This is a genomic window from Saccharothrix sp. BKS2 (assembly GCF_047689505.1).
Taxonomy (GTDB): Bacteria; Actinomycetota; Actinomycetes; order Mycobacteriales; family Pseudonocardiaceae; genus Actinosynnema; species Actinosynnema lopnurensis.
In genome coordinates this window covers 58,242-82,718 of sequence record NZ_JAUQOL010000014.1, presented here as the reverse complement: position 1 = coordinate 82,718, position 24,477 = coordinate 58,242, and the positions used below count along the sequence as shown (strand labels likewise).

The following is a 24,477-nucleotide window of genomic DNA, read 5'->3' as shown; positions in this document are numbered from 1 at the left end:
GCTTCCGCCGGTGCGGCCAACCGGTGGGGTGAGGTCACCTGGCCGGCGGGGTCGGCAGCGCGGTGGGGAAGTAGTGCGCCGAGACCAGCCGGGGCCAGCCGGTCGACGAGTCCGATGTGGACCAGCCCGGGGCGGGCCGGCGGAACGCCAGGAGCCAGGCGCTGCCCTTCTTGCACGGGACGTCGTCCAGGGGAAGACCGCCCAGGTCGGCGAGGGTGGAGACGATGTCGGGGATGACGCCGCCCTGGCTGGAGACGACCGGGGTGCCCGCGCCGTCGACGATCTCCAGGAAGCGCACCAGGGCCGCCTCGCGGTCCGGCCAGTAGCCCTCCTCGGACAGGCGCGGCTCCAGCAGGACGGCCGCGCCGAGGTCGTCCGCGACCCCCCGCACGGTGTCCACGCACCGCACGCGCGGTGCCGAGTGGACGCGCGCGGGCCCCCAGAGGGGCAGCATCGAGCGCAGGCCCGCGGCCTGCCGCCACCCGGCCGAGCTGAGCGGGCGCAGGTCGTCGTCACCCGGCCAGTTGTCCCGCTTGCCCGCCTTGGCGTGCCGCACCAGCAGCACGTGGGCCAGGTCGACCGGGGCGGACAGGAAGGTCTCCAGCACGGCCCGGTCGGTGTCGTGGCTGACCAGCCGCGCGGCCTCCGCGAACGGCACCCACCGCAGCTCGTCCACCTCGTCGTTGGGCGAGAACGCCCCCGACCCGGCCCGCGCGCTGAAGTAGTCCACGGTCTTCGGCCCGGCCGACACCTGGTAGGAGACGCGGTTCAGGTGCCGGCCCAGCACGGCCCGGAACCCGGTCTCCTCCCGCACCTCCCGCACCGCCGCGGCGGGCACGGTCTCACCGGGGTCCAGCTTGCCCTTGGGCAGGGACCAGTCGTCGTACCGCGGTCGGTGCACGACCGCCGCGGCACCCTCGCGCCACAGCACGGCGCCGGCAGCCCTGATCACCCCGGTCACCCCACCGCGCGGTGCCGGCGGAGCAGTTCGGCCTGGTGGTCGCGCACCCGGCTGCCGTCCGCCGGCCACGCCTCCCACTCCCCGTCGGGCTGGAGCACCCAGCACCGCGTGGTGGGCTCCAGCGCCGAGTTCAGGAACGAGTCCAGCTGCGCGGTCAGCTTCGGGTCGGTCACCCGCACGCACACCTCGACCCGCCGGTCCAGGTTCCGGTGCATCATGTCGGCGCTGCCGATCCAGTGCTCGCCGGCCCCGGTGAAGTGGAACACCCGCGAGTGCTCCAGGAACCGCCCGAGGATCGACCGCACGTGGATGTTCTCCGACAGCCCCTTGATGCCGGGCTTCAGCGCGCACACCCCGCGCACCACCACCTCCACCCGCACGCCCGCCTGCGACGCCCGGTACAGCGAGTCGATGACCTCCTCGTCCACCAGCGAGTTCACCTTGATGCGCACGCCCGCGGGCTGCCCGGCCCGCGCCAGCTCGATCTCGTGCCCGATGCGCTCCACGATGCCCCGCCGCACGCCGTACGGCGCCACCAGCAGGCTGCGGTAGTGGTCCTGCCGCGCGTACCCGGTGAGCACGTTGAACAGGTCCGTCAGGTCCGCGCCGATGGTCGGCTCCGCGGTCAGCAGGCCGATGTCCTCGTACAGCCGGGCGGTCTTCGGGTTGTAGTTGCCGGTGCCGATGTGGCAGTAGCGCTGGATGCGCGAACCCTCCTGGCGCACCACCAGCGACGTCTTGCAGTGCGTCTTGAGCCCCATCAGGCCGTAGACGACGTGCACGCCCGCCTTCTCCAGCGCCCGCGCCCACTTGATGTTGGCCTGCTCGTCGAACCGCGCCTTGATCTCCACCAGCGCCACGACCTGCTTGCCCGCCTCGGCCGCGTCGATCAGCGCGTCCACTATCGGGGAGTCGCCCGAGGTGCGGTACAGCGTCTGCTTGATGGCCAGCACGCGCGGGTCGGCCGCCGCCTGCTCGATGAACCGCTGGATGGACGTGGAGAACGAGTCGTACGGGTGGTGGACCAGCACGTCGCCCTCCCGCAGGGTGGCGAAGATGCTCTTGGGCGTCTCCCGCTCCCCGAACGCCGAGTGCGTCGCGGGCACGAACGGCGCGTCCTTGAGCTGCTTGCGGTCGACGCTGTAGAGCTGCCACAGGCACGACAGGTCGAGCAGGCCGGGCACCTGCACGACGTCGGCCGGGTCGACCTCCATCTCGCGCAGCAGGCGCTCCAGCATGTGGTCGGTCATGTCGCCGGAGACCTCCAGCCGCACCGGCGGCCCGAACCGGCGGCGGGCCAGCTCGCGCTCCAGCGCCTGGAGCAGGTCCTCGTCCTGGTCCTCCTCGACCTCCAGGTCGGCGTTGCGGGTCACCCGGAAGGCGTGGCACTCGACCACCTGCATACCCGCGAACAGCTCGCCCAGGTGTGCCGCGATCAGCTCCTCCAGCGGCAGGAACGTCGCGGTCGGGCTGGTGCGGTCCTTCTCCACGCGGACCAGCCGCGGCACGTTGTCCGGCACCTTGATGCGGGCGAACCGCTCCGCGCCGCCCTCCGGGTCCCGCACGGTCACCGCGAGGTTCAGCGACAGGCCGGAGATGTAGGGGAAGGGGTGCGCGGCGTCCACGGCGAGGGGCGTGAGCACCGGGAACACCTGGTCGGTGAAGTAGTTGGTCAGGCGCAGCTTCTCGAAATCGGTCAGCTGCGCCCAGTTCACGATGCTGATGTGGTGCTTCTCCAGCTCCGGCTGCACGTGGTCCAGGAACGCCCTGGCGTGCTGCTCGACCAGCTCCTGGGTGCGCTTGGAGATGCTGGACAGCTGCTCGCGCGGGGTGAGCCCGTCCGCGCTGCGCACCGACAGGCCGGTCTCGTCGCGGCGCTTGAGGCCCGCGACCCGCACCATGTAGAACTCGTCGAGGTTCGACGCGAAGATCGCCAGGAACTTGGCCCGCTCCAGCAGCGGCTGGGAGGCGTCCTCGGCCAGCGCGAGCACCCGGGCGTTGAAGTCCAACCAGGACAGTTCCCGGTTGAAGTACCGGTCGTCGGGCAGGTCGACCTGGGCCTCGGTGGCGGTGACGGCGGGCGGTGAGCTCGGGAACGGCCGGGCGGGCGTCTCGGCGGGCGGCGGGGTCGCGGTCCGGCCGGTGCCGCGGCGGGTGGCCGGGCGGGGGCGGCGGCGCGCGGTGCCCGACGGGGGCGGGGTCGCGCGGGGTGATCGGCCGCGCCGCCTCGGCGCCGGCTGTTCAGGCGTGTTCTCGGTGCTCACGAACGCATTGTTCCCCAGAAATCCGACGTCCGCCCTGATCGGGACGGACCAGGAGGTGAACTCCGCGTCACACCGGCCGGAGCAGGGCCCGCACCCCGCCGGCCGGGTCGCGGTCGAGGGTCACGCGCTGGCCGGGCCGCAACGCGCGCCAGCCGCCGGCGGCGACCGCGGCGGCGGGCACGTCGACCAGCACGCCGTCGTCCCGCAGGACGGTGGCTGCGCCATCCGGGTGGTGCGCGCTGACGGTCGCTTGCTCCGGCACGGCGGCAACGCTAGCCGATCGGCCGCACCGCCCCGGCCGGCGTTCGACCGCCGGGGTGTTCGCGGCCGGCCGCGTCAGGCGACCTCGGCGCTGCCCTCGCGGTAGATCTTCGCCGCGGCGATGCGCCCGCCGCGCAGCCGGTAGAAACCCGCGATCGGGGAGGAGCGCTCCTCCCCGCCCGCCACCAGCGTCTCGGTCATCTCGCAGGCCACCCGGTCCCCGTCGACGAGCAGGCCGTGGACCGCCAGGCGCGGGCGCAGGCCGGCGATCGCGTCGGCGAACAGCCGGTTCAGCGCGGCGGCGCCCCGCACGGTCGTCGTACCGGTCACCCACACCGCGTCGTCGGTGAAACCGGCCGCCAACGCGTGCAGGTCGCCCGCGTTGAACGCGTCCACGTGCGCCCGCACCGCCACCGCCGGATCGAGTTCGTCCACGGTCGCAGTCTGGTCCCGACCGCACCGGCCGCGCGACCCGGTTGGCTAGCGTGTGGCGATGAGCGGTGCGAGGGGACCGGCGCTGAGGTGGGCCGCCCGCGCGGTGGCACCCGGCGCCCGGGTGGTCGGCGTGCGGAGCCTGCGGTCGGGTGCCGGCCCGTGGCTGGTCCGCTTCGGCGACCCCGACCGCGCGGCCGTCCTGCGCCTGGCCGCGCCGGACGACCGGGGCGCGCGCGAGCGGCTCGCCACCGAGGCCGCCGCCCTGGACCTGGCGGGCCGGCACGCCCTGCCGACCCCGAGGCTGATCGCCGCCGAGCTCGACGGCGCGGCGTCGGGCCGTCCCGCGCTGCTGACCACGGTGCTGCCCGGCAGCAGCCGGATCCCGGTGACCCCGTCGCCGGAGCGGATGCGGGCGCTGGGCCGCGCGGCGGCCGCCCTGCACGCCGTGACCGCCGAGCCGGGACCGGACCTGCCGCTGCGCCGGTGGCCGATGGACGGGGCCGGCGGGGGCTTCGCCACGGCCTGGCACGGCACCTCGCCGCTGCTCGTCGAGGCGCGGGAACGCGTCGGCGGCGCGCCCGCGCCCGAGCCCGCCGTGTTCGTGCACGCCGACCTCTGGCAGGGCAACGCCCTGTGGGTCGGCGACTCGTTCTCCGGCTTCGTCGACTGGGAGTACGGCGGGGTCGGGTCGGCCGGCGTGGACCTCGGGAACCTGCGCTGCGACGCGGCCCTGCTGGGCGACCCGGCCGCGCCCGGACACGTCCTCGACGGGTGGGAGTCGGTCGCCGGACCCGCCCGGGACCTCGCCCGCTGGGACGTCGTCGCGGCCCTGAGCACGCCCGCGGACGTCGCGACGTGGCTCCCGGCGATCCACGGCCAGGGCCGCGCCGACCTGACCGCCGGGGTGGTGGCCGCCCGCCGCGACGCGTTCCTGCGCGGCGCGCTCGACCGGCTCGGCTAGCAGACGGGGCTCAGGACCGCCGCCGTGCGCGGGCCCAGGCCCAGGTCCGCCGCCAGGTCGAGGTCCGCCGCGGTGTCCACGTCGTGCCGCAGCGACGGCCACGGGCCCACCAGCGCGGTCGCCCCGGACGCCGCGTGCGCCGCCGCCGAGCCCGTCCCGAACGCGGGTTCCAGCGGTCCGCCCGGCTCCGACAGCAGCAGCGTCGTCCCGGTGCCCTGCCGGTCCGGGCAGAACGCCCGCCCGCGCGCCGCCGCCACCGCGAGGGCCAGCTCGGCGGTCCGCAGCGCGGGCAGGTCGGCCTGGAGCGCGCCCACCACCGACCCCGGGTCGCGCTCGCGCAGCACGGAGGACCCGAACCGCAACGCCTCGTTGAGGCCCTCGGGCCCCGCCGCCGACTCGACGCCCAGCGCCCGCAGCCCGCGCGCCACGGCCGGGTCCGACGTGACGACCAGCACCCGCCGCGCGACGGGCAGCGCGGCCGCGACCGTGTCCAGCGCGAACGCCAGCGCCAGCGCGGGCCGGTCCAACCTGGCCCCCACCAGCCGCGACTTGGCCCGCTCCAGGGTCTTGACCGGCACCACCAGGTCCACTTCGGCTCCCACCCCGCCATACTCCCCGATGCCGGCTGGACCTGGCCGGGGGCTCCGGGGAAGACTCCGGGTCCACGACTTCAGAGGGAGTGCACGTGGCCAAGGAGAAGGGCGGCTTCTGGGTCGGGTTCGCCGCGGTGGTCTTCTACCCCGCCACCGCGGCGATGTCGCGGAAGCGCATCGAGGGCGGCGAGCGGGTCCCCAGCTCGGGCGGGGTGCTCGTGGTGATGAACCACGTGTCCCACCTCGACCCGGTCTACGACGCGGTCTTCGTCCACAAGCAGGGCCGGGTGCCGCACTTCCTGGCCAAGCACGGCCTGTGGAACGTGCCCGTGCTCGGCTCGGTGCTCCGGGGCGCCCGCCAGATCCCCGTCTACCGCGGCACCGCCGACGCCCAGCAGAGCCTGCGCGCCGCGCACGAGGCCCTGGAGCAGGGGCTGCTCGTGATCATCTACCCGGAGGGCACGATCACCAAGGACCCCGACGGCTGGCCGATGAGCTCCCGGACCGGGGTGGCGCGGCTCGCGCTGGAGCACGACGTCCCGGTGCTGACCGCGGCCCGCTGGGGCACCCGCGACGTCTACGACCACTACCGCCGGAAGTTCCGCCCGCTGCCGCGCAAGACCGTGGTGACGAGGGTGGGCGGGCCGGTGGACCTGTCGACCTACCGCGCGCGGCCGCAGAGCCTGGGCCTGCTGCGCGAGGTGACCGACCTGCTGATGGGCGAGGTGAAGGGCCTGCTCGCGGAGATCCGCCAGGAGCAGGCGCCCGACGGCTTCTACTCCTCCAGGAAGGTCTGACGTGGAGCGGGTCGCGGTGCTGGGCGCCGGGTCGTGGGGCACGGCCTTCGCCAAGGTGCTCGCCGACGCCGGCACCGACGTGGTGCTGTGGGCGCGGCGGCCCGAGGTCGCCGACGCCATCGCCGCGGGGCGGGTGAACGCCGACTACCTGCCGGGCATCGTCCTCCCGGACAACCTGGCCGCCACCTCCGACGCGGCCAAGGCGCTCGACGGCGCGGAGGCCGTGGTGCTGGCCGTGCCGAGCCAGACGCTGCGCGCGAACCTCTCCGGCTGGCGCGACCTGCTGCCCCGGGACGCCACCCTGGTCAGCCTGGCCAAGGGCGTGGAGCTGGGCACGCTCAAGCGGATGAGCGAGGTGGTCCGCGAGGTCGCCGCCGTGCCGGAGGACCGGGTCGCGGTGGTGTCCGGGCCGAACCTGGCCCGCGAGATCGCCGCCGAGCAGCCGACCGCGACGGTCATCGCGTGCACCGACCACGACCGCGCGGTCGACCTCCAGCACGCCTGCTCGAACTCCTACTTCCGGCCTTACACGAACGTGGACGTGGTCGGCTGCGAGCTGGGCGGGGCGTGCAAGAACGTCATCGCGCTGGCCTGCGGGATGGCCGCGGGCATGGGGTTCGGCGACAACACGATGGCCTCGCTCATCACCCGCGGCCTGGCCGAGACCGCGCGGCTGGGGGAGGCGCTGGGCGCGGACCCGCTGACCCTCGCCGGGCTGGCGGGGCTGGGCGACCTGGTGGCCACGTGCGCCTCGCCGCTGTCGCGCAACCGCTCGTTCGGGGAGAGGCTGGGGCGCGGCGACTCCATCGCGCAGGCCCAGGAGGCCGCGCACGGTCAGGTCGCCGAGGGCGTCAAGTCGTGCTCGTCGATCCGCGAGCTGGCGGCGCGGCTGGACGTGGACATGCCGATTACGGAGGGCGTGCACCGGGTGTGCCACGAGGGGATGGACCCGCGCGTGCTGACGGCGGCGCTGCTCGGGCGGGAGCGGAAGGCGGAACGGCAGTGAGCGGGAACGAAGGCGCGGCGGGTGGCGCGATGATGAGTGGCACGACAGCGGAGGGCGCGGAGGCGGGTGGCGCGGAGGCGGGTGGCGCGGCGGCGGGTGGCGCGACAGCGGAGGGCCCGGCGGCGGACGGCGCGGCGACCACCGGCGGTGGCGCGGCGGCCGGTTGGGGCGACGGCACGCGGGTCGTCCACTCCGCGCCGGTCGCGCCGGGGCAGCCGTTCCTGGCGGGCCCGGTGTTCGCCTCGGCCTACCACCTGGGCGGCGAGGACACCTACGGCCGCGCGCACAACCCGACGTGGCGGGCGCTGGAGGCCGCGCTGGGCGAGCTGGACGGCGGCACGGCCGTGCTGTTCCCGTCCGGCATGGCCGCGATCTCGACCCTGCTGCGCGTGGTGCTCGCGCCCGGCGACACCGTGGTGGTGCCGAGCGACGGCTACTACCTGACCCGCACCCTGGTCGCCGAGATGCCGGTGCGGGTCGTGGAGGCGCCCACGGCGGGCCCCTACCCCTCGTTCGAGGGGGTCCGGCTGGTGCTGCTGGAGTCGCCGTCCAACCCGGGTCTGGAGGTCTGCGACATCGCGGCGCTGGCGCGGGCGGCCCACGCGGCGGGCGCGCTGGTGGCGGTGGACAACACGACCGCGACGCCGCTCGGGCAGCAGCCGCTGCGGCTGGACGCGGACGTCGTGGTCGGCAGCGACACCAAGGCGGTCGCCGGGCACAGCGACGTCCTGCTGGGCCACGTCTCGACCGCCGACCAGGACCTGGCCGGGCGGGTGCGGGCGGCGCGCACCACCGGCGGCGCGATCCCCGGCCCGTTCGAGTCCTGGCTCGCGCACCGCGGCCTGGGCACCCTCGACCTGCGCCTGACCCGCCAGGCCGAGAACGCCGCGGCGCTGTACGAGGTGCTCAAGGACCACCCGGCGGTGACCGGCCTGCGCTGGCCGGGCTCGCCGGAGGACCCGGCCCACGAGGTGGCGGCCCGCCAGATGCGGCGGTTCGGCGGCGTGCTGACCTTCGTGCTGGCCGACGCCGCGGCGGTCGGGGCGTTCCTGGAGCGATCGCGGCTGGTGTACGCCAGCACCAGCTTCGGCGGCCTGCACACGACCCTGGACCGGCGCGCCCACTGGGGCGACCCGGTGCCGGAGGGCCTGGTCCGGCTGTCCGCCGGCTGCGAGGACACCGCCGACCTGGTGGCGGACGTGCTCGCCTCGCTCTGAGCGGGGCCACCTGAACGGGTCCATTTCGTGGGACGCGCTTGCGGGGGACCGGGGGCGCTGCCACCCTCGGTCCCATGTCTTTCCGCGCCAGGACCGCCGGGCGGGGTCACATCGACCTCGGCCTGGTCGCCAGCGCGCTCTGTCTCCCTCGGTGATCGCCTCGCGCCCCGCGAGCCGTTGAGGCCCGCACGCCCCCGAGATCCCGAGAAGGAACCATGTTCGCCGTTCCGGAGAACACGATCGCCCTGCCCCAGTCCCACGGCGCGCTGCACCCCGTGCGGATCGCGCTGGACACCGCGGCACGGCGCGAGCGCTGGTCCCACCTGCTCCGCTACGACCCCGACACCCGCTTCGCCGCCCTGGTGGAGCGCACCGGGGACCAGGAGGTGTGGCTGATGAGCTGGCTGCCCGGCCAGCACACCGACCTGCACGACCACGGCCTCACCACCGGGGCGTTCACGCTGGTCAGCGGTTCCCTGACGGAGATCGTCGCGGTGGGCCGCCGCCAGGTCCTGCACCACCTGGTGGCCGGCCAGTCGCGCGTGTTCGGCCCCGACTACGTGCACCGGGTCCGCAACGACGGCGTCGACCCGGCGGTCACGATCCACGTCTACCGCGACGGCGGGCGCACCATGCGCCCGTACCGGTACGACCCGGTCGCCGGGCCTACGCGCGAGGTCCCGGCGGCGACGAGGCCCGACTGCGCGTGACGACGTGCGGCGGGACGTCCCAGTCGCCGACGAGCGACGGGTCCGGCTCGGGCTCGCCCCAGACCGCGCGCACCGGCAGCACGCCCGCCCACCGCTCGTTGGCGGCCACGTCGTCCTCGTGGTCGCCGGGCGGGCCGCCGCGGACCTTCACCGACGCCTCGGTGAGGTCGAGCGCCAGCACCGACGTGGCGGCCAGCTCCTTGGCCGTGGGCTGCCGGGCGTAGTCCCAGGAGCCGGGGGAGAGGTGCTCGGTGAGCACGCGCAGGCCGTGCAGCTTGGCCTCCCGCCCGGTGACGGGCCGGGCGACGCCGTGGACGACCGCCGAGCGGTAGTTCAGGGAGTGGCCGAACAGGGAGCGCGCGTAGACCACGCCGTCGAGCACGGTCACGCCGACGCACACGGGCACGCCCGCCTCGGCCTCGCGCAGGCTGCGCGCGCCGGTCGAACCGTGCAGGTAGAGGGTGTCGCCGTCGCGGCCGTAGCCGGTCGGGACCACCAGCGGCGCGCCGTCGACGACCACCGCGAGGTGGCAGACGAGCGCGGCGTCCAGGACGGCGTGCAGGGCGGGGCGTTCGGTCACGGCGCGCTGGTGTCCGCGCTTCACCGTGCTGCGGGGCGTCGGCGACAACGTCATGCGACCAGCCTCACCGCTAAAGTGGCCTCCAACAAGAGCCAATTACAGGCTATTAGAGGAGACCACTGTGGCGGTTACGGCACTGGCGGTGGCGCTGGACCGCGGCTCGGCCGAGCCGCTGGCCGTGCAGCTGGCGGACGCGCTGCGCGAGGCGGCCGCGGACGGCAGGCTGCGCAGCGGCGACCGGCTGCCCTCGACCCGGGCGCTGGCCGAGCGGCTGGGCGTGAGCCGGACGGTGACCGCGGCGGCGTACGAGCAGCTGCACGCCGAGGGCTGGATCGCGGGCCGGCACGGTTCGGGCACCTACGTGACGACCACGCCGCCCGGCGCCCTGCGCGCCCGCGCCCGCCGCACCACCACCGCGCCCGCGCCCGCCGACGTGGTGGACCTGGCGCCGGGCGCGCCGTGGGCCGAGGGCCTGGACCGCGCGGCGTGGCGGCGGGCCTGGCGGGCGGCCGCGGACGTGCCGCCGCTGTTCCGCCCGTCCCGCGCGGGCCTGCCCGAGTACCGCGCCGTGGTCGCCGAGCACCTGCTGCGCCACCGCGGCCTGGCCGTGCGCGGCGGGCTGCGGGAGGAGTCGGTGCTCGCGACCGGCGGCACGACCGCGGCGCTGGTGGAGCTGGCCGCGGCGGTGCTGCGGCCCGGTGACGTGGTGGCCGTGGAGGAACCCGGCTACCAGCGGGCGGTGTGGGCGCTGCGCTCGGCGGGCGTGCGCGTGGTGCAGGCGCCCGTCGACGCCGAGGGCCTGCTGGTGGAGGGCGTGCCCGCGGGCGTGCGCGGTGTCTACTGCTCGCCCGCGCACCAGTACCCGATGGGCGGGCGCATGTCGGCGGCGCGCCGGGTCGCCCTGGTGGAGCGGGCGCGGGCCGAGGGCTGGCTGGTGGTCGAGGACGACTACGACGGCGAGCTGCGCTACGACGTGGCGCCCCTGCCGCTGCTGGCGGCCCTCGCGCCGGACGTGGTCGTGCACCTGGGCACCACCAGCAAGATCCTCACCCCGACGCTCGGCGCGGGCTGGATGGTCGCGCCCGAGCAGGTCGCGGCCGAGGTGAACGACCACCGCGACCGCACCGGCACCAGCCCGTCGGCGGCCGGCCAGCGGGTGCTGGTCGAGCTGGCGCGCAACGGCGACCTGGGGCGCCACCTGCGCAGGCTGCGCCGCGAGCTGTCCGAGCGCCGCGCGCTGCTGTCGGCGGCCTTCGCGGAGGCGGGCGTCCCGGTGCTGGGCGACGACGCGGGCGCGCACATCGTGGTGCCCCTGCCCACCGCGCAGGCCGAGCGCGACGTGCTCGCCGCGGCCCACGCGAAGGGGTTGCGCCTGGACGGCCTGGGTCGTCACCACGCGGGCCGGCCCAGGGTGCACGGCGCGGCCATCGGTTACAGCGCCTGCTCGCGCGACCAGTTGGCCGCCGCCGTGCCCGAGCTGATCGCGCTGCTGCGGGCGGTTCTGGGTTGAGCGGCTCGCGCTGAGTGGCCCTGCCCGGCCGGGCACCGACCCTGCCAACCCACCCGCCCAGCCCCCCGAGCGGTCCGGTCACGCTGTTACGCCATCCGGGTAGGGTCCGATCCATGACACAGCGCAAGACCAAGGTCGCCGTGGTGTTCGGCGGGCGCAGCAGCGAGCACAAGGTCTCCTGCCTGTCCGCCGGCAGCGTCCTGCCGCACCTCGACCGGGAGCGGTTCGAGGTGGTGCCCGTGGGCATCACCGAAGCAGGCGCGTGGGTGGTCGGCGCCGACGACACGAAGGCGCTGGAGGTGCGTGACCGGCAACTGCCGTCGGTCACCGCGCTGGTCCCCGTCTCGGGCGGGCACCTGGAGCCGGTCGCCCCGGGCGAGGCCCTGTCCGGCGTGGACGTCGTCTTCCCGCTGCTGCACGGCGCGTGGGGCGAGGACGGCACGGTCCAGGGCCTGCTGGAGCTGGCCGACCTGCCCTACGTCGGGCCGGGCGTGCTCGCCAGCGCCGCGGCGATGGACAAGGAGTTCACCAAGCGCCTGCTGGAGGGCGCGGGCCTGCCGGTCGGCCGGTACGCCGTGCTGCGGCGCGACCAGGACACGCTGTCCGACGCCGACCGCGAGCGCCTCGGGCTGCCGGTCTTCGTCAAGCCCGCGCGCGCCGGGTCCTCGGTGGGCATCTCCAAGGTCGTCGACTGGCAGCACCTGGACGGCGCCATCGCCCTGGCCCGCAAGACCGACCCCAAGGTGATCATCGAGGCCGGCGTTCCCGGCCGCGAGGTCGAGTGCGGCGTGCTGGAGTTCCCCGACGGCCGGGTGGAGGCGTCGGTGCCCGCCGAGCTGCGCGTGGTCGGCGGCGAGGTCGACTGGTACGACTTCGACGCCAAGTACCTCGACGACGTGTGCGAGTTCGACGTGCCCGCGAAGCTGCCCGAGGGGGTCGCCGGGGCGCTGCGCGAGATGGCCGTCACGGCGTTCCGCTCGCTGGACTGCCAGGGCCTGGCCCGGGTGGACTTCTTCGTCACCGAGGACGAGCGGCTGGTGGTCAACGAGGTCAACACCATGCCGGGTTTCACGCCGATCTCGATGTACCCGCGGATGTGGGCGGAGACCGGTCTGGACTACCCGTCCCTGCTGACCACGCTGGTCGAGACGGCGATCGCCCGCGGCACCGGCCTGCGGTAGGTCAGCCCCGCGTGTCCACGGGGCCCTTCGCCAGGGTGTCTCGGACGGTCGCCGAGATGTCCTGGAGGGGCCCCGTGCCCGCGTCGGTCGGCAGGGTCAGCGCCACGTACACCGGCCGGTCCACGACGTACCAGGTGGCCGAGCCCGCGGCCGACAGCACCAGCCACTCCACCTCGGAGACGGTGCGCAGCTCGGAGGTCGGCGCCAGGTCGCCCGGCCGGTCCAGCCCGCACCGCAGCACCACCGGCTCGTGCGCGGCGTCGCCCCACGCGAGGGCGCCCTCGGGCGCGGGGGAGGCCAGCTCGCGGCGCGGCAGCGCGGTCCCGTTGGAGACCAGCTCCGCGGGCAGCGCGCCCAGCAGCGCCCGGCACGCGTCGGACCCGGCCGCCGGGGCGGGCACGGGCACCAGCGCGACGGGCCCGGAGCGGTCCACCGGCGGCGGTGCGGCGGGGGTGTCCTCGCCGACCGTGCGGGAGAAGAGGCCCACGGCCCCCACCCCCGCCACCAGCAGCGCCGACAGGCCGACGGCCACGGCGGTCAGCGGACGCGGAAGCGGTGGTGCGGTGTCCGGTTGCGGTGCCACGCCGCTATGACAGCACGGCGTCAGAGGTGGACCACCGGGCAGGTCAGCGTTCGGGTGATGCCCTCGACGTTCTGGATGCGGGCGACCACCAGTTGGCCCAACTGGTCCACGGTCTCGGCCTCGGCGCGGACGATCACGTCGTAGGGACCGGTGACGTCCTCCGCCTGGGCCACGCCCGGGATGCCCGAGATCTCCGCCGCGACGGCGGCTGCCTTCCCGACCTCGGTCTGGATGAGGATGTATGCGTGGACCACGGCGTGCCCCTTCGTCGCGACAGGTTGGGTCGGGGTAGGAACGTGCACAGCAACGTACCCCAGTTGGGGTTCCGAATGCTCAGAACGGGAGGCAATCGTGCGTCCGGAGCCGCCGCACAGCGCGGACACGGTCGCTGAAGTGGGTGAGTTCGGTCTCATCCGCCGCGTGACGGCGGGTCGGACGCAACCGCCCACCACCCTGCTGGGGCCGGGTGACGACGCGGCCGTGGTGGCCGCGCCGGACGGCCGCGTGGTGGTGTCCACCGACGTGCTCGTCGAAGGTGTCCACTTCAGACTCGACTGGTCCTCTCCCGAGCAGGTCGGCCGCAAGGCGGCGGCCGTGAACCTGGCCGACGTGGCCGCGATGGGAGCCATCCCGACGGCCCTCACGATCGGCCTCGCCTGCCCCGCCGACACCCCCTCCGCGGTGGTCGAGGGCATCACCGCCGGGCTGTGGCAGGAGGCGGTCGTCGCGGGCGCGGGCGTGGTGGGCGGCGACATGGTGTCCTCCGCGACACTGGTGATCTCCGTTACGGCGATGGGCGACATGAACGGCCTGGAGCCGGTGACGCGGTCCGGCGCCCAGGTCGGCGACGTGATCGCGGTGTGCGGTCGCCTCGGCTGGGCGGCGGGCGGCCTGGCGGTGCTCCAGCGGGGGTTCCGGTCGCCGGTCGCGGTGGTCGGCGCGCAGCGGAACCCCGAACCCCCGTACGCGGCCGGTCCGCAGGCCGCCGAGGCCGGCGCGACCGCGATGATCGACGTGTCGGACGGGCTGCTGGCCGACCTCGGGCACATCGCGGACGAGTCCGGCATCGGCATCGACATCCGCACCGAGCTGCTGGAGGTGCACCCCCGGCTGATCGACGTGGCCGCGGCGCTCGGCGCGGACGCCCGGCACTGGGTGCTCACCGGCGGCGAGGACCACGCGCTGGCCGCGGCGTTCCCCGAGCCCGCCGCGGTGCCCGAGGGGTGGACCACGATCGGCACGGTCCGGCACGGCAGCGGGGTGACCGTGGACGGCCGCGCGTACGAGAAGCCCCCTGGTTGGGAGCACTGGCGCTAGGTAGCCTGATCGGTGTGGAACTATGCACGCTCCCGTATGACCATCCAGACGCGGTCAAGTTGATCGCGGAGCTCCAGCAGGTCTTCGTGGTGCGCTACGGCGACGAGGACGTGACGCCGGTCGACCCGGCGCAGTTCGCCGCGCCCGCCGGCCACTTCGTGGTCGGCTACCTCGACGGCGGCCCGGTGGCCTGCGGCGGCTGGCGCGCGCACGACGAGGCGCTGGACTCGCTGCGCCCCGGCGACGCCGAGATCAAGCGCATGTACGTGGTGGACGCCCTGCGCGGGCGCGGCCTGTCGCGGCTCGTGCTGACCGCGCTGGAGGACGCGGCGCGCGCGGTCGGGCGCCGGCGCATGGTGCTGGAGACGGGCGACCGGCAGCCCGAGGCGATCGGGCTCTACACCCGCAGCGGCTACACCCGTATCGACAACTTCGGCGTCTACCGCGATCATCCCAACAGCCTTTGCTTCGCGAAGGAACTCTGAGCACGCTGGAGGACGCGGTGGCGATCTACGCGCTGGGCGACGTGGCACCGGAGATCCACCCGGACGCCTACGTGCACCCCGACGCGACCGTGATCGGCGACGTCCGGATCGGCGCGCACGCCTCGGTGTGGCCCCAGGCGGTGCTGCGCGGCGATTACGGGCGCATCGAGGTCGGGGAGCGCACCTCGGTCCAGGACGGCACGGTCGTGCACTGCACCCAGGTCCACCCGGCGCTGATCGGCGCGGAGTGCGTGATCGGCCACAACGTGCACATCGAGGGCGCGACCATCGCCGACGGGTGCCTGATCGCCTCCGGCTCGGTGGTGCTCAACGGCTCCGTGGTCGGGGAGGGCGCGATCGTCGGCGCGGGCGCGGTGGTCTCGTTCGACGGCCGGATCCCGGCGCGGTCCATGGCGCTCGGCGTGCCGGCCCGCGTGCGCGAGGGCCACGTGGTGCCCGAGGGCGCGTGGAAGTTCATCGTCGACAACTACGTCGAGAACATCTCCCGGTACCGAGGGGAACTGCGCCGACTGGACTGAGATAGGGTCCCGCCGTGGCACGCCCTCTTGAGGAAATCGTGGAATCCGGCTGGGCCGAGGCGCTCGCCCCGGTGGCCGACCAGGTCGCGAAGATGGGGGAGTTCCTGCGCGCCGAGGTGGCCGCGGGACGCACCTACCTGCCCGCCGGGGAGAACGTGCTCCGGGCGTTCCAGCAGCCGTTCCACTCGGTCAGGGTGTTGATCGTCGGCCAGGACCCGTACCCGACGCCGGGGCACGCCGTCGGCCTGAGCTTCTCGGTGTCGCCCGAGACGCGGCCGATCCCCAAGAGCCTGGTCAACATCTACCAGGAGTACACGTCCGACCTGGGCCACCCGAAGCCGTCCACCGGCGATCTGACGCCGTGGACCGAGCAGGGCGTGCTGCTGCTCAACCGGGCGCTGACCGTGCAGCCGGGCAAGTCGAACTCCCACCGCAACAAGGGCTGGGAGCCGGTGACCGAGCAGGCGATCAAGGCCCTGGCGGCGCGCGACACCCCGCTGGTGGCGATCCTGTGGGGCAGCCAGGCGCGGGCGCTCAAGCCGCTGCTGGCGCCGTTCCCGTGCGTCGAGTCGGTGCACCCGAGCCCGCTGTCGGCGGCCGGCGGCTTCTTCGGCTCGCGGCCGTTCAGCAAGGTCAACGACCTGCTGGTGGAGCAGGGCGCGGCCCCGGTCGACTGGAAGCTCCCGTAGGGACCGCCCCGGTTTCGGCGCTCCCGTGACACGCGGGAGCGCTGGGCGCGGAAGCTGTCATGGCGCGACGAGGCGCGCGGCTGCTGCCGTGACGCGGAAGTGCGGGGCGCGGGCGCTGCCGTGCCACCCCGGCGTTGATCCGTTCCTCTTTCGAGTGATTCCTGCTTGACGCGGGGCGACCGGGCAATCCCCGGGACGTCCACCCGGACACCGCAGTCGTCCACCCCGGAGTCCCGGGCTCGCCACCAGGGCCTGGCGGGTTCGTCCTCTGGCACCCCGTACCCGCCGCCCGGCAGGCCCGGGGTGGACGACAAGGGGCCCGGCCACCTCTGGCGAGGTGACCGGGCCCCTTCTCAACGCGTGGGGGGCGCGGTCGTCAGCCGCGCACCACCTTGCCCGCCTTCAGGCACGAGGTGCACACGTTCAACCGCTGGCGCTGCGAGGGCGAGACCTTCGCGCGCACGGTCTGGATGTTCGGGTTCCACCGGCGGTTGGTGCGTCGGTGGGAGTGCGAGACCGACTTGCCGAAGCCCGGCCCCTTGCCACAGACGTCGCACACGGCAGCCACGTCAGCCACTCCTTAAGGTTCTTCAGCGGTACTCACGCCCCGGCGGGCGCGCAAGCGTGCACAAGCCTCAGCCGGGCATGGCAACTCCCACAGGGTAGCCCGTGGGCGGCACCGCCTCCAAACCGGGGCGCCACCGCGCCGAAGTACCCTCCCGCCATGCGGGCTCTCGATGCGGTCGCGGTGCGCCAGTGGGCGGACGCCTGTGTGCGGTCCCTGGACGCCAACCGGGAGGACATCGACCGCATCAACGTCTTCCCGGTGCCCGACGGCGACACCGGCACGAACCTGCTCCAGACCATGCGCTCGGCCCTGGACAACCTGCTCCGCACGCCCGTGGACTCGGTCGGCGGCGCGCTGGCCGCCCTGGCGCGCGGCGCGCTGGCCGGCGCCCGCGGCAACTCCGGGGTGATCCTGTCCCAGGTGCTGCGCGGGCTCGCCGAGGCGGCCCAGGGCGCCTCCACGGCCACCGGCGCGTCGCTGCGCCGGGCCCTGCTGCGGGCCGACGAACTGGCCACCGCCGCGGTGTCCGAGCCCGTGCCCGGCACCGTGCTGTCCGTGCTGGGCGCCGCCGCCGCGGCGGCCCGCGACTGCGGTTCCGACGAGCTGGGCGACGTGGTGACCGCGGCGGCCGGCGCGGGCGCCGACGCGCTGGCCGACACCCCGCGCCAGCTGGCCGTGCTGGCCCGCGCCGGGGTGGTCGACGCGGGCGGCCGGGGCCTGGTGGTGCTGCTGGACGCGCTGGCCGCGGTGATCACCGGGCAGGCGGTGGCGCCCGCGCCCGCCGGGCCGCCGGTGCCGCGCGACGCGCTGACCACCGCGCGCGAGGCCGGGTCGCCGGAGTTCGAGTACGAGGTCATGTACCTGCTCGACGGCGTGGCCGGGGACCCCGGGGCCGAGCGCCTGAAGGTCGTGCTGGGCGCGCTGGGCGACTGCGTGTCGGTCGTGGGCGACGGCGCGGGCCTGTGGACCGTGCACGTCCACTGCAACGACATCGGCGCGGCGGTGGAGGCCGGCGTCGAGGCGGGCCGCCCCCACCGGATCACGGTGGCCAGGTTCGCCGACCAGGTCGAGGCCCAGGCGTCCCGGTTCACCCGCGAGCGGGCGGTGGTGGTGCTGGTCGACGGCCCCGGCGCGGTGGAGCTGTTCCGCTCCGAGGGCGCGGTGGTGCTCGACACCGGCGGACCGGTGACCGCGGCCGACGTGCTCGCCGTGCTGACCGGCACGCGGGCCCGGCACGTGACCGTGCTGCCCGGCGGCCCGGAGCTGCGCGAGCCGCTGGACGACGCCGTGGCGCAGGCGTGCGCCGCCGGTCAGGACGTGGTCGTGGTGCCGACGTTCTCGCCGGTGCAGGCGCTGGCCGCGCTCGCCGTGCACTCGCCGTCCCGGCGGGCGGGCGACGACGTGGTGGCCATGGCCGAGGCCGCCGCCGCGACGAGGCGCGGCGAGGTCGCGGTGTCCGGCCGGGAGGCCATCACCTGGGTCGGCCGCTGCTCGCCCGGCGACCTGCTCGGCATGGTGGACGGCGAGGTCGTGCTGATCGAGCCCGGTTCCGCCGACGTGGGCGCGCTGGCGTGCCGGCTGGTGGACCGGATGCTCGCCAGCGGCGGTGAGCTGGTCACCGTGCTGCTCGGCCGGGGTGCCCCGAGCGGGATCGGGCGCGTGCTGGAGGATCACCTCCGCGTCGCCCACCCCGAGGTGGAGCTGGCCGCCTACGCGGGCGGGCAGCCGGACGCGATCCTGGTTGTCGGTGTCGAGTAGTTGGATGGGCCGGGATGACGACCTTCGACGACGAGCTGGAACCGGTGCTCGGCAAGAAGAGCGCCGACGCGCTGGGGTCCGGCCTGGGCCTGCGCACGGTCGGTGACCTGCTGCGCCACTACCCGCGCCGGTACGACGAGCGCGGCAAGCTCACCGAGATCAAGGGCCTGGAGCTCGGTGAGCACGTGACCGTGCAGGCGCGGGTGAAGAGCGCGCGCCAGCGGCGGATGAAGTCGCGCAGCGGCGAGCTGCTCGAAGCCGTCATCACCGACGGGTCGAGCGACCTGCACCTGGTGTTCTTCGGCCGCGGCTCCCGCAAGGTCGAGCGCGAGCTGCTGCCCGGCCGCGAGGCGATGTTCGCGGGCAAGGTCGGCATGTTCAACGGCAAGCTCCAGCTGGCCCACCCCGACTACCAGGTGCTCGACGGGTTCGAGGGCGACGCGGCCAGGTTCGCGGGCGCGTTCATCCCGGTCTACCCGGCGGCGCAGGGCATCCAGTCGTGGCACGTGTCCAACTGCGTCGAGCAGGTCCTGGCCCTGTGGGACGGCGTGGCCGAGGACCCGCTGCCCGCCGCGCTGCGGCAGGAGCGCGGGCTCGTGCCGCTGGAGAAGGCGCTGCGGGACGTCCACCGCCCCGACGGCTGGGCCGCGATCGCGGTGGCGCAGGAGCGGTTGAAGTGGGACGAGGCGATGGCCGTCCAGCTGGCCCTGGCGCAGCGGCGGCGGTCGTCCAACGCCCGCCCGGCCCCCGCCTGCCCGCCCCGCACCGGCCGGGTGCGCGACGCGTTCGACGACCGGCTGCCGTTCGAGCTGACCGCCGGGCAGCGCGAGGTGGGGGAGCGGATCGCCGCCGACCTGTCCGGCGAGCACCCGATGAACCGGCTGCTCCAGGGGGAGGTCGGCTCGGGCAAGGCGCAGCCGCTGGACGCGGGCGTGCTCACCCCGACCGGGTTCCGGCCGATGGGCGACATCGAGCCCGGTGACGAGGTGATCGCCGCCGACGGCGAGGTCACCGTGGTCACCGGGGTGTTCCCGCAGGGCGAGCGCGACGTCTACCGGCTGGTCCTGTCCGACGGCACGGGCGTCGAGTGCGACCTGGAGCACCTGTGGGCGGTGGACCGCGCGGGGCGGCGCGAGGTGCTGACCCTGCGCGAGATCCGCGACGGCCTGTCCGACGGGGTCGAGTGGCGCCTGCCGACCGTCGTCGCGCCGGAGCTGGACCGCTTCGAGGACCGGCCCGAGGACCCGTACCGGCTCGGTGCCTCGCTCCCCGGCGGGGGCGTGCCCGAGGCGTACCTCGTGGCCCCGGTGAAGGACCGGCACGCGCTGTTGCAGGGGCTGCTGGACGCCGCCGGCGAGGTGGTCGGGGGAGAGGTGGTGTTCCGGTCGCCCTCGGCGCGGCTCGTCGGGCAGGTGGGGTGGCTCGCGGAGTCGCTGGGCGGCACCGGCCGGGTCCTGGCCGGCTCTTCGGTCGAGTCGGGTCTGCCCGCCGGCTCCTCGGTCGAGGTGCGCCTGCCCGGCGGCTTCCCGCCGTTCCGGGTGCCGGGCAAGGCCGGTTCCGCGCGGCCGGCCGAGCCGGTCCGGGTGATCCGCCGGGTCGAGCGCGTGGGGCGCAAGCCCGTGCGGTGCCTCTCCATCGCGCACCGCGACCGGCTCTACGTCACCGACCACTTCGTCGTGACGCACAACACCATGGTGGCCCTGCGGGCGATGCTCCAGGTCGTGGACGCCGGGCGGCAGGCGGCGATGCTCGCGCCCACCGAGGTGCTGGCCGCGCAGCACGCGCGGTCGCTGCGGGAGCTGCTGGGCGACCTCGGGCAGGCGGGCGAGCTGGGTGCCGCCGAGCACGCGACGCGGGTGACGCTGCTGACCGGGTCCATGGGCGCGGCGGCGCGGAAGCGGGCGCTGCTGGAGATCGTGACCGGCGAGGCCGGGATCGTGGTCGGCACGCACGCGCTGATCCAGGACCGGGTGGAGTTCGCCGACCTGGGCATGGTCGTGGTGGACGAGCAGCACCGGTTCGGCGTCGAGCAGCGGGCCGCGCTGAGCGGCCGGGCCGGCGGCTCCACGCCGCACGTGCTGGTGATGACGGCCACCCCGATCCCGCGCACGGTCGCCATGACCGTGTACGGCGACCTGGAGGTCTCGGCGCTGCGGGAGCTGCCCGCCGGGCGGTCGCCCATCAGCACGTCCGTGGTGCCGGTGGCGGAGAAGCCGGCCTGGCTGGACCGGGCCTGGCAGCGCATCCGCGAGGAGGTCGGCAAGGGCCACCAGGTGTACGTGGTGTGCCCGCGCATCGGCGACGGCGACGAGTCGGCGTCGGGTGCGGAGCCGGGCGCGGAGGAGCCGCCGAAGGAGGACGGCTCCGACCGGCGGCCGCCGCTGGCCGTGCTGGACGTGGCCAACCGGCTGGTCGAGGGGCCGCTGCGGGGCCTGCGGGTGGACGTCCTGCACGGCCGGATGCCCCCGGACGACAAGGACGCCGTGATGCGGGCGTTCGCGGCCAACCAGGTGCAGGTGCTCGTGGCCACGACCGTGGTCGAGGTCGGCGTGAACGTGCCCAACGCCACCGTCATGGTGATCATGGACGCGGACCGGTTCGGCGTGAGCCAGCTGCACCAGCTGCGCGGCCGGGTCGGGCGGGGCAGCGCGCCGGGGCTGTGCCTGCTGGTCACGGAGATGCCGGAGGGCACCTCCACCATGGCCCGGCTGCGGGCCGTGGAGTCCACTGTGGATGGGTTCGAGCTGGCGCAGCTGGACCTGGAGCTGCGGCGCGAGGGCGACATCCTCGGCGCGGCCCAGTCGGGTACGCGGTCCGGGCTGAAGATGCTGTCGCTGCTGCGCGACGAGGACGTGATCACCGAGGCGCGGGTGGTGGCGCAGGGGGTCGTGGACGCCGATCCGGACCTGGTGGCGCACCCCGGCCTGGCGCTGCTGGTGGCGGGGTTGCTGGACGACGAGCGGGCGGAGTACCTGGAGAAGGCGTAGCGCGGGCGGGGTACCCGGGGGAGGCGCGGGACGGGCCGGAGCACCTGGAGAAGGCGCAGGCCGGGTGCGGTTACCCTGACTCGTGCGCCGATTCCTGCTCGCCCTGGTTCCGCTGGCGCTGGTCGCCTGCTCGACCGCGCCGTCCGGCGACCCGGCCCCGAACACCTCGTCCCCGCCCAGGGGCGACCTGGCGTTGCTCGCCGACCGCGTCGAGCAGCGGCGGACCGAGCTGGCCACCGCCTCGTTCCGCACCGAGGGGTTCGCCACCGACGGGCAGGGCCTGGACGTGAGCAACGTCGTGAACGGCGTGGTGCGCTACTCCGGCGGCGGGGTGAGCGCGTCGATGGACATGGACGTCTCGACCGGCGGGCAGGCCCCGAACCGGACGTCGCTGGTCCTGGTGCCCGGCGGGACGTACGTGCGGGTCGCGGGCGCGCCCATGCCGGCGGGCAAGGAGTGGGGCTACTACACGGCGGGCAACAGCGCCGAGCTGGGCGCGCTGCTGCGCGGCTTCGGCCCGAGCGCGACGGTGGGGGCCGAGCTGGACTACCTCCAGCCGAGGGCGGCGCTGATCGTCGCGCGCGCGACCGAGGACCTCGACGGGGTGCCGGTGACGCGGTACGACCTGGTCGTCGACACCTTCAAGATGGCCAAGACCATCGAGGACCCGGACATCCAGCTCCAGCACACCCAGCTGGCCGAGTACGGCGTGAAGATCGCCGCGTCGGTGTGGGTGGACGACACCTCGGTGCCGCTGAAGGCCGAGTACCGGTTCGAACTGGACGGGAAGGTGGTCAAGCGCTCCGCCACCCGGTTCCGCGACTGGGGCGGACCGGTCGACGTGGTCGTGCCCAACCAGGCGCAGGTCGTCCCGGCGGAGGAAATTCCGCAGTAGGACGGGCGAGGCAGGCGGGTAGGCGGGCTAGGTAGGCGGCTGCGGCACGAGCTACTCGGCTCCCCAGCCCGACCAGGCCGGACCCCTGCCGGATCCGGCCTCTCGACGTCGTGGCCGAGCGCGACCCGGACCCAGGGGCCAGCCGGACCCGAGCGCGACCCGGACCCGAGGGCCGGCCGGACTCGGGAGCCGGCCAGCCCCAGGGGCCAGCCGGTCGATCGGGCCGGGGTGACGTGGACCGAGCCCAACTGGCCTACCCCGCCACCCCTGAGGGCTACCTGCCGCCCTTCTTGAGGATGGGCAGCTTGGTGGTGGGCGGCTCGGACTGGTTGACCTCGGCCTGAGCTGCCCCGCCGCCAACCCTCGCGCCACCAACCCTCGCGCCACCGGCCTTTGCCCCACCGGCGTTGGCGGCAGCCTTCGGCCCGGCCTGGCTCGCACCGAGTCCGGCCCCACCGGCGGCGGGCTTCCGCGTCACCACGGTGGTCTCGTCGTCGGTGTCGGTCGCGCCGGCAGCGGCCGTACCGGCGGTGGTGCTGTCGACAGCGGCCTTCTCCGCAGCGCCCTCGTCCGCGCTCTTGCCCGCCGAGGTCTTCTCGGCGGCAGCGCTGGGACCCGTGTCCGCACCGGCATCAGCACTGACACCGCTACCGCCATCAGCGCCGCCACCGGTGAGGGCCAGGTCACCCTCCAGCGGCGTGAGGGTGCCGACCGCGCGGGTCATCGCGTCGTGAGCCGCGGCGAACTGCTTGGTCAGCTCCTCGTGCACCGCGTGGAGCTGGGTCAGCTTCCGGTCCGCGGCGGTGGTGCGGCGCGTGGCGTGGGCGTCCGCCTCGGTGACCGTCTTCTCGGCGCGGGCGTTGGCCTCGGAGACGGTCCGCTCCGCCTGCGCGTTGGCCTCGCCGATCGCCTTCTCCGCCTTGGCCAGCGCCTCGGACTCCAGCTCCGCGATCTGCCGCTGCGTCTCGGCCCGCAGCTCCGCGGTCTCCGCGCGAGCGGCTTCGAGGAGCTTCGCGGCCTCGGCCTTCGCCTCGACCACGTGCACCTCGTGCTCCTTGCGGAGCGTGGTGCGCAGGTCGTCGTACTCCTTGTCCAGGTCGTCGTGGTAGCCCTTGTACTTCTGCTCCAGCTCGGTCCGCCTCGCCTCCAGCTCGGCGGCCTTCGCCTCGAACTCCGCGGTCGCCCGCTCGCGGTCCGCGCGGGCCTCGGCCACCAGGGCCTCGTGCTCGGCGTTGAGCTTCGCCCGCAGCTCCTCGTGCGACTTCTCCAGCTCGGCGCGCCGCTCCTCGTGCTGCCGCTCCAGCTCGGTGGTCCGCTGGAGGTGCGCCGCCTCCAGCTGCCGGCGCCGGTCCTCCAGCTCGGCCATCGCCCGCTGGTGCGCCGCCCTGCCCTCGGCCGCCGCGCGGTCGGCCTCGGCGCGCGTGGCGTTCGCCTGGTCCTGCGCCGCCTTGCGGATGTCGGCGATCTCCTCCTCCGCCAACGTCATCATCACGCGCACGCGCTCGGTGACGTTGGACGCGTTGACCGGGCTGTTGGCCAGGTTGTTCAGCTGGCCCTTGACCTTGTCCAGCTCCGCACGCGTGCCGTTGAGCAGCTTCGTCAGCTCGGCGACCTGGGCCGACGCCGCCTCACGCGCTCTGGTGGAGTTCTTGAGGTCGAACTCCAGGCGCGTCACGCGCTCGTTCACCTGGCGTTGGTTGTACCCGCGCAGAACGACGTCGAAATGGGTGCGGGCAGCAGGCTGCCCAGTCCCTTCAGCCCCGGCCATGGGTCAACCCTACCGAGAACACGCCGGCAGTGGTCACTCGATGCGGTGAACGCACAGTAATCGGCCGGGCGTGCAGCGTCGCGAAATCCGTTCGTCGGGCAGGGCGATCGAGGGGAACGGCAAGGCGGGGGAGGCGGGCTGGGTGAGGGACGGTGTGATGGGGTTCATGGGATTATTCTCGAACAGGTGTTCGACCGGGGGCAAGATCTCTGTCGGGTGAGGTTCGGGGAGGGCCCGGCGGACCGGCCGAGCACCCCTCGCCTTCCCCGCCGTACCGCCTTCCAGCGGGCTGCGCGCCGGCCCCGCGCGGGGGAGAATCCCGGGGCGTGCTCCCAGGTCGCACCGGCCTTGCGGGAAAGAGTGACCGATCACGATGACGTCCGTCACGTGAGATGGAACTCCCGAGGAGCGG

23 protein-coding genes and 2 pseudogenes are annotated in these 24,477 nt (G+C 74.8%); 15 read left to right on the top strand and 10 right to left on the bottom strand.

What is annotated here, in order from left to right:
• Positions 1 to 34: 34 nt before the first annotated feature.
• From Q5530_RS28050 to Q5530_RS28035, 4 genes are all read right to left on the bottom strand, one after another.
• Positions 35 to 961, bottom strand: coding sequence for an NUDIX hydrolase (locus tag Q5530_RS28050; protein ID WP_415365803.1), 927 nt, complete (start codon positions 959 to 961; stop codon positions 35 to 37).
• The gene (locus Q5530_RS28045) at positions 958 to 3,225 is read right to left on the bottom strand and encodes an RNA degradosome polyphosphate kinase (protein ID WP_415365802.1); all 2,268 of its coding nucleotides are present in this window, start codon (positions 3,223 to 3,225) and stop codon (positions 958 to 960) included. Before Q5530_RS28045 ends, Q5530_RS28050 begins: the two co-directional genes overlap by 4 nt.
• A gap of 67 nt (positions 3,226 to 3,292) precedes the next feature.
• Positions 3,293 to 3,487: a hypothetical protein gene (locus Q5530_RS28040; protein ID WP_415365801.1), complete on the bottom strand. Its 195-nt coding sequence runs from the start codon at positions 3,485 to 3,487 to the stop codon at positions 3,293 to 3,295.
• 74 nt (positions 3,488 to 3,561) lie between these two features.
• Complete coding sequence (locus Q5530_RS28035; RefSeq protein WP_415365800.1) at positions 3,562 to 3,921, bottom strand: nuclear transport factor 2 family protein; 360 nt, start codon at positions 3,919 to 3,921, stop codon at positions 3,562 to 3,564.
• Positions 3,922 to 3,979: 58 nt separating this feature from the next.
• On the opposite strand from Q5530_RS28035, the gene Q5530_RS28030 reads away from it, so the two are divergent.
• On the top strand, positions 3,980 to 4,882 hold the full coding sequence (locus Q5530_RS28030) for an aminoglycoside phosphotransferase family protein (protein WP_415365799.1): 903 nt from the start codon (positions 3,980 to 3,982) through the stop codon (positions 4,880 to 4,882).
• Here Q5530_RS28030 and cofC read toward each other — a convergent pair.
• Positions 4,879 to 5,484 (bottom strand): 2-phospho-L-lactate guanylyltransferase, encoded by a 606-nt coding sequence (cofC, locus tag Q5530_RS28025; protein ID WP_415365798.1) that lies wholly within the window; start codon positions 5,482 to 5,484, stop codon positions 4,879 to 4,881. The two genes, Q5530_RS28030 and cofC, sit on opposite strands and share 4 nt — an antisense overlap.
• An 83-nt stretch (positions 5,485 to 5,567) precedes the next feature.
• Between cofC and Q5530_RS28020 the strand changes: the two genes are divergently transcribed.
• From Q5530_RS28020 to Q5530_RS28005, 4 genes are all read left to right on the top strand, one after another.
• A complete protein-coding gene (locus Q5530_RS28020; protein WP_415365797.1) occupies positions 5,568 to 6,272 on the top strand; it encodes a lysophospholipid acyltransferase family protein in 705 nt (234 codons plus the stop codon).
• A 1-nt stretch (position 6,273) separates the two neighbouring features.
• The gene (locus Q5530_RS28015; RefSeq protein WP_415365796.1) at positions 6,274 to 7,278 is read left to right on the top strand and encodes an NAD(P)H-dependent glycerol-3-phosphate dehydrogenase; all 1,005 of its coding nucleotides are present in this window, start codon (positions 6,274 to 6,276) and stop codon (positions 7,276 to 7,278) included.
• Positions 7,275 to 8,495 (top strand): cystathionine gamma-lyase, encoded by a 1,221-nt coding sequence (locus Q5530_RS28010; RefSeq protein ID WP_415365794.1) that lies wholly within the window; start codon positions 7,275 to 7,277, stop codon positions 8,493 to 8,495. Before Q5530_RS28015 ends, Q5530_RS28010 begins: the two co-directional genes overlap by 4 nt.
• 215 nt (positions 8,496 to 8,710) lie before the next feature.
• Positions 8,711 to 9,205 carry a cysteine dioxygenase gene (locus Q5530_RS28005; RefSeq protein ID WP_415365793.1) on the top strand — a complete coding sequence of 165 codons (495 nt, stop codon included), beginning with the start codon at positions 8,711 to 8,713 and terminating at the stop codon, positions 9,203 to 9,205.
• Here Q5530_RS28005 and Q5530_RS28000 read toward each other — a convergent pair.
• Complete coding sequence (locus Q5530_RS28000; RefSeq protein WP_380641471.1) at positions 9,162 to 9,839, bottom strand: pyridoxamine 5'-phosphate oxidase family protein; 678 nt, start codon at positions 9,837 to 9,839, stop codon at positions 9,162 to 9,164. The genes Q5530_RS28005 and Q5530_RS28000 overlap by 44 nt on opposite strands.
• Between Q5530_RS28000 and Q5530_RS27995 the strand changes: the two genes are divergently transcribed.
• Both Q5530_RS27995 and Q5530_RS27990 read left to right on the top strand, forming a co-directional pair.
• On the top strand, positions 9,838 to 11,295 hold the full coding sequence (locus tag Q5530_RS27995) for a PLP-dependent aminotransferase family protein (RefSeq protein ID WP_415365977.1): 1,458 nt from the start codon (positions 9,838 to 9,840) through the stop codon (positions 11,293 to 11,295). The genes Q5530_RS28000 and Q5530_RS27995 overlap by 2 nt on opposite strands.
• Positions 11,296 to 11,408: 113 nt before the next feature.
• A complete protein-coding gene (locus Q5530_RS27990) occupies positions 11,409 to 12,476 on the top strand; it encodes a D-alanine--D-alanine ligase family protein (RefSeq protein WP_415365792.1) in 1,068 nt (355 codons plus the stop codon).
• A 1-nt stretch (position 12,477) separates the two neighbouring features.
• Here the strand turns inward: Q5530_RS27990 and Q5530_RS27985 are convergent, their stop codons facing one another.
• On the bottom strand, positions 12,478 to 13,059 hold the full coding sequence (locus Q5530_RS27985) for a DUF3515 domain-containing protein (RefSeq protein ID WP_415365790.1): 582 nt from the start codon (positions 13,057 to 13,059) through the stop codon (positions 12,478 to 12,480).
• 20 nt (positions 13,060 to 13,079) lie between these two features.
• Positions 13,080 to 13,313 carry an Lrp/AsnC family transcriptional regulator gene (locus tag Q5530_RS27980; protein WP_344035252.1) on the bottom strand — a complete coding sequence of 78 codons (234 nt, stop codon included), beginning with the start codon at positions 13,311 to 13,313 and terminating at the stop codon, positions 13,080 to 13,082.
• Positions 13,314 to 13,410: 97 nt separating this feature from the next.
• On the opposite strand from Q5530_RS27980, the gene Q5530_RS27975 reads away from it, so the two are divergent.
• The 4 genes from Q5530_RS27975 to Q5530_RS27960 are packed head-to-tail and all read left to right on the top strand — an operon-like array spanning position 13,411 to position 16,089.
• A complete protein-coding gene (locus tag Q5530_RS27975) occupies positions 13,411 to 14,376 on the top strand; it encodes a thiamine-phosphate kinase (RefSeq protein ID WP_380641465.1) in 966 nt (321 codons plus the stop codon).
• Between the two features lie 14 nt (positions 14,377 to 14,390).
• Complete coding sequence (locus Q5530_RS27970) at positions 14,391 to 14,861, top strand: GNAT family N-acetyltransferase (protein ID WP_415365789.1); 471 nt, start codon at positions 14,391 to 14,393, stop codon at positions 14,859 to 14,861.
• A 17-nt stretch (positions 14,862 to 14,878) separates the two neighbouring features.
• Complete coding sequence (locus tag Q5530_RS27965) at positions 14,879 to 15,400, top strand: gamma carbonic anhydrase family protein (protein ID WP_415365787.1); 522 nt, start codon at positions 14,879 to 14,881, stop codon at positions 15,398 to 15,400.
• A 14-nt stretch (positions 15,401 to 15,414) separates the two neighbouring features.
• Entirely contained in the window at positions 15,415 to 16,089 is a 675-nt protein-coding gene (locus tag Q5530_RS27960) for a uracil-DNA glycosylase (protein WP_380641459.1), read from the top strand.
• A 376-nt stretch (positions 16,090 to 16,465) separates the two neighbouring features.
• Here Q5530_RS27960 and rpmB read toward each other — a convergent pair whose 3' ends face one another.
• Positions 16,466 to 16,657 (bottom strand): 50S ribosomal protein L28, encoded by a 192-nt coding sequence (gene rpmB / locus Q5530_RS27955; protein WP_033431502.1) that lies wholly within the window; start codon positions 16,655 to 16,657, stop codon positions 16,466 to 16,468.
• A 156-nt stretch (positions 16,658 to 16,813) separates the two neighbouring features.
• On the opposite strand from rpmB, the gene Q5530_RS27950 reads away from it, so the two are divergent.
• The 4 genes and pseudogenes from Q5530_RS27950 to Q5530_RS27935 all read left to right on the top strand — a co-directional run bounded on the left by Q5530_RS27950 (position 16,814) and on the right by Q5530_RS27935 (position 22,297).
• Positions 16,814 to 18,415: a DAK2 domain-containing protein gene (locus tag Q5530_RS27950; protein ID WP_415365785.1), complete on the top strand. Its 1,602-nt coding sequence runs from the start codon at positions 16,814 to 16,816 to the stop codon at positions 18,413 to 18,415.
• A 14-nt stretch (positions 18,416 to 18,429) separates the two neighbouring features.
• A pseudogene (locus Q5530_RS27945) lies at positions 18,430 to 18,933 on the top strand (OB-fold nucleic acid binding domain-containing protein); the annotation flags it as partial.
• Between the two features lie 1,170 nt (positions 18,934 to 20,103).
• A pseudogene (locus Q5530_RS27940) lies at positions 20,104 to 21,402 on the top strand (ATP-dependent DNA helicase RecG); the annotation flags it as partial.
• Positions 21,403 to 21,484: 82 nt separating this feature from the next.
• Positions 21,485 to 22,297: a hypothetical protein gene (locus tag Q5530_RS27935; protein WP_415365784.1), complete on the top strand. Its 813-nt coding sequence runs from the start codon at positions 21,485 to 21,487 to the stop codon at positions 22,295 to 22,297.
• 274 nt (positions 22,298 to 22,571) lie between these two features.
• Here Q5530_RS27935 and Q5530_RS27930 read toward each other — a convergent pair whose 3' ends face one another.
• Positions 22,572 to 23,984 (bottom strand): hypothetical protein, encoded by a 1,413-nt coding sequence (locus Q5530_RS27930; RefSeq protein WP_415365782.1) that lies wholly within the window; start codon positions 23,982 to 23,984, stop codon positions 22,572 to 22,574.
• Positions 23,985 to 24,477 lie beyond the last annotated feature (493 nt).